11 protein-coding genes are annotated in these 16,259 nt (G+C 46.5%); 10 read left to right on the top strand and 1 reads right to left on the bottom strand.

Annotated features, from left to right (window positions below):
• Positions 1–50: 50 nt before the first annotated feature.
• The 4 genes from GV64_RS17040 (at position 51) to GV64_RS17025 (ending at position 5,836) form a co-directional block, all read left to right on the top strand.
• Complete coding sequence (locus GV64_RS17040) at positions 51–1,643, top strand: DUF1302 domain-containing protein (RefSeq protein ID WP_157237068.1); 1,593 nt, start codon at positions 51–53, stop codon at positions 1,641–1,643.
• Between the two features lie 19 nt (positions 1,644–1,662).
• Positions 1,663–3,033: a DUF1329 domain-containing protein gene (locus tag GV64_RS17035; protein ID WP_020583725.1), complete on the top strand. Its 1,371-nt coding sequence runs from the start codon at positions 1,663–1,665 to the stop codon at positions 3,031–3,033.
• 286 nt (positions 3,034–3,319) lie between these two features.
• Positions 3,320–4,588 (top strand): OmpP1/FadL family transporter, encoded by a 1,269-nt coding sequence (locus GV64_RS17030; protein WP_020583726.1) that lies wholly within the window; start codon positions 3,320–3,322, stop codon positions 4,586–4,588.
• 150 nt (positions 4,589–4,738) lie between these two features.
• Positions 4,739–5,836 (top strand): hypothetical protein, encoded by a 1,098-nt coding sequence (locus GV64_RS17025; protein ID WP_020583727.1) that lies wholly within the window; start codon positions 4,739–4,741, stop codon positions 5,834–5,836.
• 13 nt (positions 5,837–5,849) lie between these two features.
• Here GV64_RS17025 and GV64_RS17020 read toward each other — a convergent pair whose 3' ends face one another.
• Complete coding sequence (locus GV64_RS17020; protein WP_020583728.1) at positions 5,850–6,608, bottom strand: sulfite exporter TauE/SafE family protein; 759 nt, start codon at positions 6,606–6,608, stop codon at positions 5,850–5,852.
• Between the two features lie 156 nt (positions 6,609–6,764).
• On the opposite strand from GV64_RS17020, the gene ahpC reads away from it, so the two are divergent.
• From ahpC to GV64_RS16985, 6 genes are all read left to right on the top strand, one after another.
• Positions 6,765–7,334 (top strand): alkyl hydroperoxide reductase subunit C, encoded by a 570-nt coding sequence (gene ahpC, locus GV64_RS17015; RefSeq protein ID WP_020583729.1) that lies wholly within the window; start codon positions 6,765–6,767, stop codon positions 7,332–7,334.
• 199 nt (positions 7,335–7,533) lie between these two features.
• Complete coding sequence (gene ahpF, locus GV64_RS17010; protein ID WP_020583730.1) at positions 7,534–9,117, top strand: alkyl hydroperoxide reductase subunit F; 1,584 nt, start codon at positions 7,534–7,536, stop codon at positions 9,115–9,117.
• 242 nt (positions 9,118–9,359) lie between these two features.
• Complete coding sequence (locus GV64_RS24450; protein WP_157237070.1) at positions 9,360–10,439, top strand: homeobox domain-containing protein; 1,080 nt, start codon at positions 9,360–9,362, stop codon at positions 10,437–10,439.
• Positions 10,440–10,573: 134 nt separating this feature from the next.
• Complete coding sequence (locus GV64_RS16995; protein ID WP_020583733.1) at positions 10,574–11,959, top strand: 3-hydroxyacyl-CoA dehydrogenase NAD-binding domain-containing protein; 1,386 nt, start codon at positions 10,574–10,576, stop codon at positions 11,957–11,959.
• A gap of 143 nt (positions 11,960–12,102) precedes the next feature.
• On the top strand, positions 12,103–14,502 hold the full coding sequence (locus tag GV64_RS16990; protein ID WP_020583734.1) for a DNA polymerase II: 2,400 nt from the start codon (positions 12,103–12,105) through the stop codon (positions 14,500–14,502).
• Between the two features lie 88 nt (positions 14,503–14,590).
• Entirely contained in the window at positions 14,591–16,159 is a 1,569-nt protein-coding gene (locus GV64_RS16985; protein ID WP_020583735.1) for a long-chain-fatty-acid--CoA ligase, read from the top strand.
• Positions 16,160–16,259: the final 100 nt, after the last annotated feature.

Genomic DNA, 16,259 nt, shown 5'->3' with positions numbered 1-16,259 from the left:
AGCCCCAGTCGAATGACAACAACAATAATAAACCGATCGAGAAGTTGATAATGCAAAACACAATAATACCAAGGAAGTCGATCCTGGCGTTGGCTGTGTCTGCCGCGGTGGCTACCGGTGCTGTTCAGAACAGTTATGCCCTCTCTTTCGAGCCTGCTGATGAGGTCACTGTTCACTGGGATACGACGGTGGGTTACAGTGCTGGATGGCGGGTGAGTGAGCAGGATGCTGAAGCCCTGGCTGATATTAATAACGATGATGGTAACCGTAATTTCAAAAAAGGTGCCATGGTCAATAATCGCTTCTCGGTGTTGAGTGAAGCCGATATTCAGTATAAGAATTATGGTGCTTTTATCCGTGGTAGTGCTTTCTATGATGGAGCCTACTACGGCACTAATGATAATGATTCCGAAGCTACATTTAACGGCAATGGAAATCATGATGGCTTCAGTGAAGAAGTAAGAGATGCTCATGGCTCTGATGCTCGGATTCTTGATGCCTTTGTTTATGGCTCTTTTGATATCCGAGATCAGCTTTTAAATGTGCGAGTGGGTAAGCAGGTCGTGAGCTGGGGTGAAAGCCTCTTTATTCCGGGTATCAGTTCTGCAATGAGTCCGGCCGATGCAACCAAGACAACCGTTCCTGGTGTTGAAGTTAAAGATATTCTGCTTCCTGTTGGTCAGGTCTTTGCACAGTATGATATCAATGACACTCTCAGTGTTGCTGCCTATAGCCAGTGGGAATGGGCACAGAATGAAGTCAGTGAGGCAGGTAGTTATTTTGGAGCCAGTGATAGTCTGGATAATGCAGGAGATAGTCTTCTTGTTGTTGGGCAGCAGTTACCCACTACTATGCCAAGAGAAACAGATATTGATGCAAGAGATACAGGGCAGTGGGGTGTCGCATTAAATTATTATGCAGAGAATCTAGGGTACGGCACTGACTTCGGGCTTTATTATATTAACTATCACGATAAAAACCCTTCCATTGTTCTTGGTGAAAGAGAAATTATTTTTAATCCTGGTCCAGTGGGTATCATTCAGCCCTATCACAAAGAATTTATTGAAGATATTAAACTTATTGGGTTTAGCTTCAGCACTTTGATTGGTGATACCAATGTTGGTGGTGAAATTGCCTATCGTAAAGATGCGGCTGTGAATCCAGCCGGCTTCAATACGAGTACTGATGCCATCCGTCGAGCGGATACGCTACAGGCTCAGGTTTCTGTGATTCATTCCTTTGGTGCTTCTGCTGTTGCCGATGATGTCGTCTTCTCTGGCGAATTTGGCTATAACGAAGTACGCGGCATCAACAACAACAATGAATTACCAGGTTATGCTGATATCACCATGGATGAGTCTGGTGCTGGTATCGCAGGCTCTGTAACCCTGAAGTACAACAGTGTCTTCCCCGGTACCAATATGGAAGTACCAGTCAACTTCAGCCATAACATTAATGGTAACTCTGCTGCCGGTGGCTTTACCCGTGGCCAGAACTCTGACCGTGTCAGTGTGGGTACCAAGTTTATTTATAAGACTCAGTGGGAAGCGGGTATCAACTACAGTGCCTACTTCGGGTCTTATGAAGAGAATCAGTACACTGACCGTGACTTTGTATCCGTTAACCTGAAGTACTCCTTCTAAATCGCCTGGAGAGATAATAATGAAAATAACAAAATCTTTACTGGCTGTGACCATGGCAGGGATGACCCTGATGGCCACTTCTGTATCCGCCAAAGTGAGTGAGCAGGAAGCCGCTCGTCTGGGCAAGGACTTGACTCCATTTGGTGCCGAGATGGCGGGCAATGCCGACGGTACCATTCCAGCCTGGAATCCGAACTTCAAACCACCCGCCAGCTATAAGCCCGGTGATCATTATCCGGATCCTTATGCTGATGAGAAACCACTGTTTGTGATCACTGCGGACAATATGGATCAGCACAAAGATAAGCTGACTCCGGGGATGCAGGCCCTGTTCAAAACGTACCCTAAGACGTTTAAAATGCCGGTCTATCCGACTCATCGGGATGCCATGTATTCGGACTTCAGTATCCAACAGGTTCGTGCCAATGCTACCCGTGCTGAGCTGACATCAGACGGCAATGGTGTACTGAATGCTTTTGGCAGTGTGCCTTTTCCTATTCCCCAGGGTCCTTTGGAAGTGATTTGGAATATGGCTTTCAATAACTGGCCTTATTACTCGGATTACCGAATTACGGATGCAGTTGTTTATCGCAACGGCACCCGTTTGGAAGGGGTGAGTGATTTTACCCGGATAGCGCCTTACTTTAATCCGGAACTGGATTTCGAAACCTTCCAGAAAGAAGAGCTTCCGCGTTCCGCTTCAATTATTAAAGCCCTGGCGCCGACCCGGGAAAAAGGCAAGACCGTGCTGGTTCATGAATTTGTGAATCAGAGTGCTGAACCACGGGCTGCCTGGAGCTATACACCTGGTATTCGTCGTGTCCGCCGAGCGCCAACGGTTAAATATGATTCACCGGCAGGCCTGGGTAACTGGCGTACCACTGATGAGTCCTACGGCTTTAACGGTGCTACTGATAAGTACAACTGGACGTTGATCGGCAAGCAGGAGATGTACATTCCTTACAACGCTTATCGCTTTGAAAGTCCGGATGTCAGCCTTGATGAACTGTTGACCAAAGGTCACCCAAATCCAGAGTTTATGCGTTATGAACTGCATCGGGTCTGGGTGGTCAAAGCCGAGCTGAAAGAAGGCGAGCGTAATGTTTATAAGACTCGTGTTCTGTTTATCGATGAAGACCAGTGGAACCCTATCGCCATAGACCAGTACGATAACCGTGATGAGTTGTGGCGTACGACCATGGTTAATTCGCTAAATCTCTTTGATATGCCAGGAATGGATCGTCGTTCAACCATACACCACGATCTGATTTCACGGGAATACTTCGCGAATGAGCTGCGTAACCCGCACCCACCGATGGTTGTTAACCGCGAACAGAAAGAGCTTTCTTATTTCACCTCTTCGACCTTGAAGAAACTTGGGGTCCGTTAGTACGCTTTCGTGATGATCTCATGAAAGTCTTTTTGGCCGGAGCTTGCTCCGGCCTTTTTTATCTTTAAGATTTTTCGCTTCCTGATTCTTGCTTCCTGCTGCTAATAGTATTGCTGAATGGATTGAGTTGAGTGCGATTTGACCAAATTGTTACTGGAATTTACGCAGAGGTGGTGTATTGCTTTTCAAATTCAAACAAATGTTTTAACATCCGCTAACGAAAATGCACGCAGTTTTCACACAACAATAAAAATGCACCTAACGATGTGCCTGAAGGGAAGTTACTATGAAAAAAATAAATCAATCCCTCTTTGCCCTGTCGACACTGACACTGGCCATGCAGGCTGGTGCTGCAGGTTTTGCCCTGAATGAGTCTTCAGCGGCTGCTGCGGGTACTGCTTATGCGGGGCGGGGTTCCAATGCTGAAGATGCTTCTATTATGGCGGCTAACCCAGCGGGTATCGCGCTGCTTGAAGAGCGGCAGGTGACTGTGGGTGGCGGTGTCGTTGTGCCAAAAGGTGATTTCAAAGGTGAAGGCAGCTTTGCAGGAGCCAGCACCAATGATGAATTTTTGAACACAGCGGTGATTCCTTTTGGTTATTTCTCAATGCCTATTGATGATCAGTTATCGTTTGGATTGGGAATGTACGCTCCTTTTGGTTCGTCCACTGACTACAACGATGATTGGGCCGGACGTTACCTTGCCAACGAAACAGATGTTTCTGTAATTAACCTCCAGCCAACAGTTGCTTATAAGTTTTCAGATCAACTCTCTTTCGGTATAGGACTCTTTGCAACCTATGCGGAAGGAGAACTTAGTAGATTTATTAACCCTGCCTCTCCAGCCACTGCTGTATTGGTTGAGGGTGATGATTGGGCTTATGGATGGAACATTGGAGCAATATGGCAACCACTGGAAACCACTTCTTTAGGGGTTAGTTATCGCTCAAAAATAGACTTGAAACTTAAAGGCGATGCGACACTTCAGCCTGCAGGAATTTCTGAAAAAGCTAAACTTAATATCACTTTGCCAGAGACTCTGGAGTTTAGTGCTACACATGAATTAGATGACCGTTGGACGGTTATGGCTGGGGCGACCTGGACCCGTTGGAGCCGTTTTGACAAACTTGTCATTGAATCTGATCAAGGCGGTGGTCCAATCTCCGGATTAGATCCAAGTGATTCTACAGTCATTACTTATGTACCGGAAAACTGGAAAAATAGTTGGTCTTTCGCAGTGGGTGGTAGTTATAAATACAGTGATCAGCTGACCTTAAAAGCTGGTTATGCATTTGATCAAACTCCTGTTCAAGATGAGTTTAGAACTGCACGTATTCCTGACGGTGATCGTAACTGGTTAACGGTTGGTGCCAAGTATGAACTTGGGAATGATTGGACCGTTGATGCAGCTTATGGCTACATGTTTGCATCAAAGGTTAAGATTGATGAGGAAAACTATAATAACGATGGCTCTGTTAACGGTGGCCTGACTCTTGAGGGTGAGTACGACAACACTGCTCATGTATTCAGTGCATCGGTAACCAAGCGTTTCTAAAGCCCAGTCTCAACATTATCGAAAAGATATGACGAGGAAAAAGAAGCCCGGCAGTTGCCGGGTTTTTTTATATTCCAAATATTCTTTCTGCAAACCACTTATATCTTGACTATGTTTCCTGTCAAAAGAGCTCTGACAGGAAGCGTTTAAATGAATGAAGGTGTCAATCTTCCCTCTCTGACTTTTTCTAATATATCTTCAGTAGAAGGATCAAATGGATCTGATGACAGTTCAACAGAGGCAGAGGTTCGTAATAGTCCAAAGTCTATCTCAAGTAGTCTTGCTGGCGGGCATTCAGTCAGTTCAATTAGTGATGTTAAGCCAGTTCAATCAGTACAGCTTCAGGAAAGCGTTGTTGCTCAAAACAAACCAATGGTTGAAGGTAGGCAAAATAGCTTTTCTCATGGGCAAGTAAGTTCTGTCACCCATGTTACAGCTAGCCTGCACCCCTCCTCACGTTATCCATCCTTGAGAAGTGAAGGACAGCCATGTACTACTTTACATAGTCACTATTGGGCTGGTCTCTCTCCCAAAGGAACCACTACGCAGAACTATACGTTTCAGGCAGGCCATAGCGGAGCCAACATTTTGCAGGCTGAACATGGGCAGTATTTTCAGGACAATCGCTATCCACTGCAGCGGCTCAAAGCAATGAGCCAATTACAACAAAAAAGGAACTTTGAGAGTTCACCATACCAAAGGCCATCTGTAAGTAATCAGAGCCATTTGATAAATCAAAGGTATACATATGATCAGAGTGCCCGTTTAAATTCTGCGCAGATGCAGACAGGACGATTTCCAGTATCTTGGCCTCAGCCAAGTGTAAATGAACAAGTTAATCTGGTCGGGGCAGGAGGCACGGAAAAGCAACAGATGGCTTCAAGAAAGGGGCAGGGTATACAGATACCTATGCCATCGATAAATAGTTCAGCTGATGTACATTCAACAGCTGATTTAGAGAATTGGAAAGAGTATTCATATTATCAACACCTTTCGATCCTGCCATTTTTATTAGCGACGGTTAGCTCTGGCCAATGTAAAGGAATTGCTTACACAAATGAGACTAAGAGTGAAGTCATTGTGGACCTTCAGGCTTTTACGATTTTGGAAAAATCCTTAAATAAATTGCTTCATATTGAGGCAGATGATGAAACTTTTAATTGTGTTCGATGGAGTCAGCAGCCAACCCACATAGTTGTGAATATTGAGGGTATGAAAAGTGAGTTACCCAAGATGTTCAAGTCATAGCTTCCTTATGACCTTAAAAAAACATCGCCGCAAAACACCCACAAATAGTCATCACTAGCAACAGCTTTTTCAGTGTCTCCGGTTTCGCTTTAATGGCGAACTTCACCGATAGATGGGCGCCAATAATAAAGCCAATCGATAGAATCAAGGCAGGAATCCAGGCCACCTGATCACGGGCAATAAAAACCACAAGAGCAACCAGGGTAAAAGCCAGTGTGCAGACCAGTTTCAGTGCGTTGCCGCGCACCAGGTCGTAACGAAGTACACCACACACCGCTGCCAGCAGAATAAAGCCCACCCCAGCCTGTACAAAGCCACCATAGAATCCCGCTATGGCCAGACCTATCCAGGATTTGGGGGAGTCAGCAACCTTCAGTGGAATAGTCCCTTCCGGTGGAATAATCATCGCTGGCCGCAGCACCATAATCAGACTCATGGTCACCATAGCACCGAGCAGCATTGGTTTCAGTATCCACTCAGGGCTGAACGAGGCGGCCAATGCACCTGCCAAACCACCCAGAAGGGTGGGAATCATCATAGGTAGAATTTCATCACTTTCCAGGCGATTATGCTTCTTGAAACCCAGAGCACCAGTCAGGCTCTGAAGGAAGATACCCACCCGATTGCTGGCATTGGCAATATCTGCTGGCATGCCCATTACCATCAGAGCTGGCAGTGTCAGATTGGAGCCTCCGCCCGCCAGTGTGTTGATGATGCCTGCCAGAATGCCCAGGGCAATCAGTATTGTGGATGATGCTACTGTCACTTCCATAAACCGTTCCTGCTGATGCCTTTTAGTTTATAAACCCGAATTCTTTCGATTAATTAAATCTATTGAGTGTATTTCTTTAATTAATTTTGATGTTTGATGCTTTGGGCGTAACCTTTATCACGTGAACGACACAAACCAACCGAGAAGGTAAATCAAATGACTCAATCTCTGATTAACACCGTTATCAAGCCATTCAAAGCCACTGCTTTCCATAATGGTGAGTTTGTGGATGTGACTGAACAGAGCCTGCTGGGCAAGTGGTCTGTTGTGTTCTTCTACCCTGCTGACTTCACTTTTGTCTGCCCAACTGAGCTGGGTGATCTGGCTGATCACTATGAAAAGCTTCAGTCTATGGGGGTGGAAGTATACTCCGTTTCTACTGATACACACTTCACTCACAAAGCCTGGCATGATGGTTCTGACACCATCAAAAAAATCCAGTTTCCAATGATCGGTGACCCAACCGGCACTATCACCCGCAACTTCGGTGTGATGATTGAAGAAGAAGGTCTGGCACTGCGCGGTACCTTTGTAATCAACCCAGAGGGCGAAATCAAGTCCATCGAAACTAACGACCTGGGCATTGGCCGTTCTGCTAAGGATCTGGTTCGTAAGGTTCAAGCTGCACAGTACATTGCTGAGCACGATGGCGAAGTTTGCCCAGCTGCATGGCAGCCAGGTGAAGAGACTCTGGCGCCTTCTCTGGATCTGGTAGGCAAAATCTAAACGACAGATTTTGGCTGGTGTTCCCCTCTAACCTCTAGTTTGGGGGGGAACTTAAAGGCTGACCAGGAATGATGAGTAAACCGAGTATTCATCATTCCTGGTCAGCTTTAAAAGGCTTATCTGCAAGAGCCTGATAGACAAAAGCAAAACGATATTTTCTCTTTAACAAATACAAATTCAAGAATATAAGGGTGTGACTATGCTCGACACAACCATGAAAACCCAATTACAAGCCTATCTTCAAAACCTGAAAACTCCGGTACAGTTGGTGGTTTCTCTGGATGACAGTAATAAATCCAGAGAGATGGAATCACTGGCGAACGACATTGCCAGTTTGTCTGAAAAGGTCAGTGTAGCGAAATCTGACAATAGCAATGAACGGAAGCCTCAAATGCTGGTTCGTTCTGCTGAGACTGGCAGTGAAATCCGTTTTGCGGGATTGCCAATGGGGCATGAGTTCACCTCATTGGTACTGGCACTTTTGCACAGTGGTGGTCACCCGATCAAAGTTGATGATGCCTTGGCTGAGCAGGTGAAAGCGCTGGAAGGAAACTACCGTTTTGAAACTTATGTTTCCCTGAGCTGCCAGAACTGCCCGGATGTGGTGCAGGCTTTGAATATCATGTCTGCTCTGAATCCCAACATCACCAACGTAATGATTGATGGCGCCTTGTTTCCGAAAGAAGTGGATGAGCGAAAGGTTATGGCCGTGCCATCGGTTTACCTGAATGGAGAACTGTTTGCCCAGGGGCGTATCTCTCTACAGGAAATTCTGAATAAACTGGATACCGGTGCTGCAACACGTCAGGCGGAAGCGATCTCTGAAAAAGCACCGTTTGATGTGCTGGTCGTTGGTGGTGGTCCAGCGGGTGCTGCTGCGGCTATCTACAGTGCTCGTAAAGGCATTCGTACCGGTATTGTTGCTGACCGTTTTGGTGGTCAGGTGATGGATACTGTGGGTATTGAAAACTTTATCTCTGTTAAGGCGACTGAAGGTCCAAAGCTGGCTGCCAGTCTTGAAGAGCATGTGCGCGATTATGATGTCGATATCATGACTCAGCAACGTGCCAGCCGGATTGTTGCGGCGGAACAGGTGGGTGACCTGATTCAGGTTGAGCTGGAAAGCGGTGCAACCCTGAAGAGCCGCTCACTGGTCATCGCTACCGGTGCCCGCTGGAGAGAGATGAATGTTCCGGGTGAGCAGGAATATCGTGGTAAAGGTGTCGCTTACTGCCCACACTGCGATGGCCCTTTGTTCAAAGGTAAGAAAGTTGCTGTGATTGGTGGAGGCAACTCCGGTATTGAAGCGGCAATCGACCTGGCAGGCATCGTTGAGCACGTGACGGTTCTGGAATTCGATAGCAAACTGCGAGCGGATGAAGTACTGCAGCGCAAGGCGCGCTCCATGGGCAATATCGATATCATTACCGAAGCACTGACCACTGAAGTGCTGGGCGATGGTGAGAAGGTGACCGGGCTGCGTTACACCGACCGGGCAACAGATGAAAGTAAAGCGGTTGAACTGTCGGGTATCTTTGTCCAGATTGGTCTGGTACCAAATGCAGAGTTTCTGAAAGGTACTCTGGAATTGACACCACGTGGCGAGATTATCGTCGGAGCCCAGGGTGAAACGTCTCTTCCAGGTGTATTTGCGGCGGGTGATGTAACCATTGCGCCTTACAAGCAGATTATTATTGCGATGGGCAGTGGTGCGAATGCGGCGCTGGGTGCTTTTGATTACTTGATTCGTACGCCGGAGCCTCAGCAGCAGAAGGCTGCTTGATTGCTGCGACAAACATGTTTTAGAGGTAAAAACAGTCAAGTAGTCATAAAAAGTAAAAGCCCTTGATATCAATCAGGGGCTTTTTGGTTTATGCCTGACAAGTTTTGTTGGAAATATGGACTCATGTTTCTCTATTTAATATTTTGCAAAGTCATGTGTGAAGAAAAGATAAAAAGAAAATAGAATTTTTAATCACTGTGTCTAGTATGGTATTTAATAGCATCAACCTGGCTTTATACCCTATGGACTCAGCAAGGCTGTTTACTCGGTCACCAGAACCATCACCAGACCAGGTGAGAATCTCTACAGAAAGTCCACAAGGTTCTCCAGGTGGCTATAAGCCTCCAAAGAATGAGGTTTCTTTAGGAAGATTCTCAGTTCAAACATCAGAATCACAGGCTGTGAATTCGTTAAATCAGCGATCGGATTTTTCCGGATTAGGTCAACCTTCTTTTCCGTATCTGACTCCTCAAGCCGGGTCACTGTATCCTCCGAATGTGTCATCATGGCCTTCTGTATTACCATATATACCCAGTCGCGCATCTTCCGCGTTTTCTAATGTATATGGATCTTCAGGCAGTCTACCCTATGGGCCAGGTACAACTCAGTCCCTTGCATTAATGGCAGGGCACCCTTCAACTGCGAGAACTTTTCAGAAAACAAATGTAGCAGGGGATATTGGTTATGCTGAAAGTAAGAATAGTACTGCAAATTATCGTGCTGCTTTCAGAGCTGAAAAAGGTGGGCATCAGAGGAGTAATTTCACAGAGGCGCAGGTTAGGGGGCTAGAAATTGCTTATAAAAGCAGCCGGTATCCTGATCGTGTAGTCAAAGAAAACCTTGCGACAACCTTGGATCTTTCTGATAGCCAGGTAGGGATATGGTTTGCAAACAGACGCATGAAGAGTAAAAGAAACAAAGACTGTTATGCTGAAGAATTAAATAAAAGAAATGTTAGAGAGGTAAATAAGGTTGAGGGTTTCTCACAGGCAGTATCTGATACGCACAGTAACAGCCATACATATACCCTTCTTAAAGATCGAAATATAAAGGTCTTTAAAGTTACTGCAGAGACAGATCAAATGGCTCTTCAGTTAATGCAAGAAAAGTTAAGAGAGCTCACGGCACCTGCTTCAGCTTCTACAAGTGAAACATCAAGTAGTCAGGGGGACGATATTTCAGAAAAGTTGTCAGCGTCAACTCCGGTTCAAGATCCGGCTCAGAGTATTTACCCAGACTTTCAACCTCCTGTAAGTCATCCAGCGCAGCAGAAAAAAGAGCTATCATCTCAGCCACACTTTAATTTTTATACTCAAAGTTAGTTAGTGCATTCATAGCCAACCGAGTTCTCATGATCCGGCTAGCATGAAGTAAAAATATTGCATCGGATGATCGACTGTTTCAGATTACTTTCTAGACTGAGAATACCTTTTATTTTCAGCTTGGAGGCTGAGAAATGTTTTATTTCCGGTTGCCAAAAACGTCTGTCTTGATATGTATTTTTGTACTCTTTTATAGTTTGGCGGGAAATTCTGAAACGGTTGTTGTCCTAGGCTATGGAAGAACAGGCAAGGTATTTACTCACAAATTGCATCAAAAGCTGGGTGATGATGTAAAAGTTGTGATTGTTGATACGGAGCCAAAAAGAATAAATGAAGCTGTAGCGCGCTGGGGAGCAGAGTCAGACCAACATACGTTTACCTACAGAACCCACTATGATCAGGTACTGGAGAGTGAGTGGGCCGATACTATTTTTATTCAGGAGTTGATTAACGAAAATGTTTGGAAAAAGCAGGCTCTGATCGAAGGTGTACTTGATAAGCTGGAGTCTGCTGGTAAAACGGATGTGGTGGTTGCCAGCAATTCCTCATCAATTCCTGTCTCCGTTCTCACTGAATATCTACCGGAACATCAGAAAACCAGGGTATCCGTGAATCATATGTACTCACCCCATGGCGCAGCCAGTGAGGTGGGTGTGCTATATGGCCCTATCACTGAAAGTGATTCTCAAGTGTCAGCAGACCAATCAGAAAAACTGTTGCAGGCTGAAACAACCGCCAGAACCGTGGAACGTTTTAATGCCCGGTTGGGGATAGAGTCGTTTCGTTTAAATAATCATGGTCTGGAGATTAAGGATCAGATTGGTCACTCTTTCAATCGCATCTGGTTTCGAATTAAAGAACACTTTATCGATATGCTGGGTAAGAATCTTATCAATCGACAGCTGGCAGATTTAGCTTTTATTATTGTTTATAACCGGCCACTGGGTATTTTTGGAACCATGGATATGATTAGTCTGAATACTGCCATTGATATCCGTCATGTCTGGAAAACCTATGGGGCCTGCTCTTCCGAGATGCCACTTTTCGTTCGGGATATGGCTGGAAAGGGAGAGACATTTTACCCTCCCTGTACCCGACCTGATTGCACTCAGAAAAATATATTCAGATTATTGGAGACTAGCGCTGCCAACCAGGAAGGCCTGCTTGAGTATGGTTGGCAAAATGGCCTGATGTCTCCACACTGGGAAAGTGAGCTCAATAGAATGGTTAATAAAGAGCTGAATCTGGAAGAGCGGTATCCAGAAGTCGCTGGCCATACTGCTCCTGATGGAGGTGACATTATTCACTATCTGAATGTCAGCTCACAGCTACGTATGGCGGTATATCTGTTAGCAGGCATTACTATACAGGAGTATCGACATACGGTGCTTCGTAACAGTGTCATATCGCCGGAGAGTATGGACCATCTGCTTAACATTCTTACCGGGCAGGATCGTCTTTTCAGCAGGCTGAATCAATTGTTCCCTGTCTCTTTTGGTTTGCCTGAAGTTACTCATTGAGATGTCTGGTGTTTTTTAAAGCAGGTCAATCCTGATGACACAGGAAAAGCCATTTTGAAGCGGGGAAGAATATGATCGCCCTCTGACCTTTCATATTGAATCAAGGTAAGATGGTACTATCTTCATTTTCCACAATCTTCAGAATGGCATCAGGACAAAAAGGTTTTCTACTAAGCAGACAGAGTTCTGACCGGCGTAACCAGACTGAAATGGTTTTCTGGCTGGTTACGGATGACCAACCGGTATGTCTTGTTCTCGAAGGAGAACAGCCCGTCTTTTTTGTCGAAACGGCTGCGTTTAAACAAGCTGAAATGCTGCTAAATCATGCCCAGATAACTGTTTCCCTTCGGCACCTGGAATTAACCACGTTTCATCATCAGCCTGTCACTGCACTCTACTTCAATACCATTGATAGCAGTCAGCGAGCTCGGCGGTTACTCAGCTCTGAGTCTCTGCTCATATATGAGGCGGATATCCGCCTGCATGACCGCTACCTGATGGAGCGCTTTACCTATGGGCCTCTGGCGTTTACGGGTGAGCCGATTCAGAGACCGGGATTTCTGGAGTATCGCCATGCCCGTATCCGGCCAGCTCAATATGTGCCGTCATTTCGGGTTGTTTCTCTGGATGTTGAGTGTTCAGCCCGAGGTGAGCTTTACTCAATCGGTCTCTATGGGGAGAGCATCTCGACGGTAATCATGATTGGAGAGCCCTCAGCATATAAAAAGCCTTCAGCAGGTATAGAGCCAGAAGGTGCAGTAGAGACGGAACTTACTATTCAATGGGTTACGGATGAGCGGGCATTGCTTGAAGCATTGGAAGTTCAGGTAGAACAGTATGACCCGGATCTGTTTATTGGTTGGAATGTTATCAACTTCGATTTTCGGCTTTTGTTGAAACGTGCAGCTCTATATCGAATGCCACTGCGTTTGGGCAGAGGTTGGCAATCTGCCAGTTGGCGGGAACGAACCACTGAACCAGGTCAAGGCTATGTTGCAATACCCGGACGGATGGTGGTTGATGGCATTGATGCTCTTAAATCCGCGACCTGGCAGTTTGACAGTTTTAGCCTGGAGTCCGTTGCCCGAGAGTTGCTGGGCAAAGGAAAAGCGATTGACGATGTCAATAATCGATTGAGCGCTATTACTCACGATTTTCATCACAATAAGTTGAAGCTGGCAAAGTACAACCTGGAAGACTGTCGTCTGGTAATGGAGATTTTTGAAAAAACACGATTGCTGGATTTTCTCCGGTTACGCAGCGAACTGACCGGGCTGGAGCTGGATCGAATCGGCGGCTCTGTGCAGGCTTTTACCAACCTTTATCTTCCGAAACTGCATCGTGCCGGATACGTTGCTCCCAATCTTCCTGAAGGGGGAGGGTTGGCCTCGCCGGGTGGCTATGTCATGGATTCACTGCCGGGCTTGTACAACAATGTACTGGTTCTGGATTTTAAAAGTCTGTATCCCTCCATTATTCGCACTTTTAAAGTAGACCCACTGGGGCTGGTGGAAGGTTTACAACATCCGGAGAGTGCCATTCCCGGTTTTAAAGGTGCGCTTTTTTCCAGGGAGCGGCATTTTTTACCGGAGATTATTACCCAGCTCTGGCAGCAACGTGACCAGGCCAAAGCCGAGCAGGACAGTGCTCGCTCCCAGGCGATCAAAATCCTGATGAATTCTTTCTATGGGGTACTGGGCTCCGGTGGTTGCCGATTTTACGATACCCGCCTGGCCAGCTCTATCACGATGCGTGGCCATGAAATTATGTTACAGACCTCAAAATGGGTTGAAGAAAGTGGACACCAGGTGATTTATGGGGATACGGATTCCATCTTTGTCCTTCTGGGAAAAAAACTTTCCCATAATGAGGCTGATGAGATCGGACAGCAGTTGGCAACAGGTATTAATCGTCGTTGGCGGAATTTGTTAAAAGACTCTCTGGGACTCACTTGTTATCTGGAAATGGAGTATGAAACGCATTATCGACGTTTTCTTATGCCGACTACCCGGGGGTCTGAAACGGGCAGCAAGAAACGTTATGCCGGTTTGAAGGTTGGTAAAAGCGGTGAAGAACTGGTTTGCAAAGGGCTTGAGACTGTCCGGTCAGACTGGACACCTCTGGCTCGGGAATTTCAGGCAGAGCTGCTTCGGTTGGTGTTTGCTGGCAGTGACCCCTCTATTTATATTTTGGATGCGGTTAATGCCGTTCAACAGGGTAAAAAGGATGACCAGCTGGTTTATAAAAAACGACTGCGCCGCCGTTTAAGTGATTATGTGAAAAATGTGCCTCCTCAAGTGCGTGCTGCCCGCATGGCGGATGAACAGAACCGGGCAGAGGGTAGGCCGCTGCAATACCAGAACAAAGGTTCTGTTCAATACGTCATCACTATAAATGGCCCAGAGCCTTTGGAATATTTAAATAGCATCATTGATTACGATCACTACGTTACCAAACAGTTAAAACCGATTGCAGAAGGCGTCCTGCCTTTTGTAAATCTGGACTTTGAAAAAATCATTACTTCCCAATCCAGTCTGTTTTAAATAGCCAATAGTTTGAGTTTTTAATGACCGGTAACTACTTTCTGATGGGAGTCGATATTTTCCGTTCCTGTTCAGAGTGGTTGTTTCAATGTCTAATCTTGCTGATTTCCTTTATCGGAGTGCTGCTGTATATCCTGATAAAACCGCCATCGTGTTTGGTGATGTGCGCATCAGCTATCAGGAGTTGAAAAGTGCTTCGGCCAGTATTGGCAAGGGATTACAGCAGCAGGGTATCAAGCCCGGTGATCGGGTTGTCATGAGCTGCCCGAACCTTCCCCAGTTTTTGATGGTTTACTACGGTATTCTCAGCGCTGGTGCCGTGGTGGTGCCTCTCAATATTCTTCTGAAACCAAAAGAAATTGCTTACCATCTCTCGGACAGTCAGGCGGTAGCCTTTCTCTGCTTTGAAGGAACCAGTGAACTGCCTTTAGGGCAGTTCGGACTGGAAGCGTTTAATCAGGTAAACAGCTGTCAGCACTTTTTTGCCATTACCAGTAGTCTGCAAACGGATAGCTGGCAGGACCAGCCAACGCTGGCGATGCTCTTATCCAATACACCAATGGATGATCCGGAAGATCGTTCAGCGGATGATACTGCCGCGATCCTTTATACATCAGGGACTACGGGCAAGCCTAAGGGTGCTGAGCTGACCCATCATAACCTGGCGATGAATGCGCTAATCTGTTCGGCGTTATTGGCTACCGATGTCAATGATACCCATTTGGTGGCCATGCCGCTGTTTCATACTTTTGCCCAGACAGCGCATATGCTTCACGCTGTGACTTCTGCCTCCACGCTGGTGCTGATGGTTCGGTTTGATGCTGAGACAACACTGCAGCTGCTGGCTCGGGAAGAGGTCTCGTTTTTTTCAGGCGTTCCTACCATGTACATCGCCCTGAATGCAGCGGTTGATTCAGTGGGAGAAAGTGACCGGCAAACGATTACGGATCGGCTCAGGCTCTGTATCAGTGGTGGTGGTCCAATGCCGCTGGAAGTTTTAAGAGCGTTTGAAGCCAACTTCAAGGTTACGGTGCTTGAGGGGTATGGTTTGTCGGAAACGTCGCCGGTTGCCTGTTTCAATACAACTGATCAGGAGCGGATTCCCGGCTCTATTGGTCGCCCGATTCCCGGAGTATCCCTGAAAATCGTCGATGTGGATGGCAATAGTTTGCCCCCTGACAGAGATGGAGAACTGGCCATCCGTGGGCACAATGTCATGAAGGGGTATTTTAACAAGCCGGAACAGACGGCTGAAGTGCTTAATAACGGTTGGTTTCTTACCGGTGATATTGCCCGGTGCGATGAGGCGGGTAACTACTATATTGTCGATCGCAAGAAAGACCTGATCATTCGCGGTGGGTTTAATGTGTACCCCCGTGAGGTCGAAGAGGTCCTATTGGCCCACCCTGATATTATGCAGGCTGCCGTGATTGGAGTGCCTGATGACTACTATGTGGAAGAAATCATGGCCTGCCTGATACTGCATGAAGGTCGGGAGCTGTCACCAGAGCTGGTAAAAACCTGGGCGCGGCAGCAGCTGGGGGATTACAAATATCCTCGATATGTCCGGGTCTTTGAGGCGTTCCCGCTCAGTGCAACGGGTAAAGTGTTGAAAAGAGAGTTAAGGGAATGGGTGAAAGTGGCGTCGAAAGAATAGTCTCTGTTCGCTTTTCCCCCTGCTGAAACCGGCTTTTGCCGGTTTTTCTGAGTCGTTTATCGTAATTAATCAGTGCATCGTTTGAAAACCGAGGTAGGAC

It is taken from the genome of Endozoicomonas elysicola, assembly GCF_000710775.1.
GTDB classification, from domain to species: domain Bacteria; phylum Pseudomonadota; class Gammaproteobacteria; order Pseudomonadales; family Endozoicomonadaceae; genus Endozoicomonas; species Endozoicomonas elysicola.
The sequence above is the reverse complement of the archived record's forward strand: the minus strand, read 5'-3'. Positions and strand labels throughout refer to the sequence as shown.

Bases quoted from the DNA above. Each gene is read 5' to 3' on its own strand.
- GV64_RS16990 (WP_020583734.1), top strand. From the start codon at position 12,103: ATGGCATCAGGACAAAAAGGTTTTCTACTAAGCAGACAGAGTTCTGAC.
- ahpF (WP_020583730.1), top strand. From the start codon at position 7,534: ATGCTCGACACAACCATGAAAACCCAATTACAAGCCTATCTTCAAAAC.
- GV64_RS16985 (WP_020583735.1), top strand. From the start codon at position 14,591: ATGTCTAATCTTGCTGATTTCCTTTATCGGAGTGCTGCTGTATATCCT.
- GV64_RS17030 (WP_020583726.1), top strand. From the start codon at position 3,320: ATGAAAAAAATAAATCAATCCCTCTTTGCCCTGTCGACACTGACACTG.
- GV64_RS17035 (WP_020583725.1), top strand. From the start codon at position 1,663: ATGAAAATAACAAAATCTTTACTGGCTGTGACCATGGCAGGGATGACC.
- GV64_RS16995 (WP_020583733.1), top strand. From the start codon at position 10,574: ATGTTTTATTTCCGGTTGCCAAAAACGTCTGTCTTGATATGTATTTTT.
- GV64_RS17025 (WP_020583727.1), top strand. From the start codon at position 4,739: ATGAATGAAGGTGTCAATCTTCCCTCTCTGACTTTTTCTAATATATCT.
- GV64_RS17020 (WP_020583728.1), bottom strand. From the start codon at position 6,608: ATGGAAGTGACAGTAGCATCATCCACAATACTGATTGCCCTGGGCATT.
- GV64_RS17040 (WP_157237068.1), top strand. From the start codon at position 51: ATGCAAAACACAATAATACCAAGGAAGTCGATCCTGGCGTTGGCTGTG.
- ahpC (WP_020583729.1), top strand. From the start codon at position 6,765: ATGACTCAATCTCTGATTAACACCGTTATCAAGCCATTCAAAGCCACT.
- GV64_RS24450 (WP_157237070.1), top strand. From the start codon at position 9,360: ATGGACTCAGCAAGGCTGTTTACTCGGTCACCAGAACCATCACCAGAC.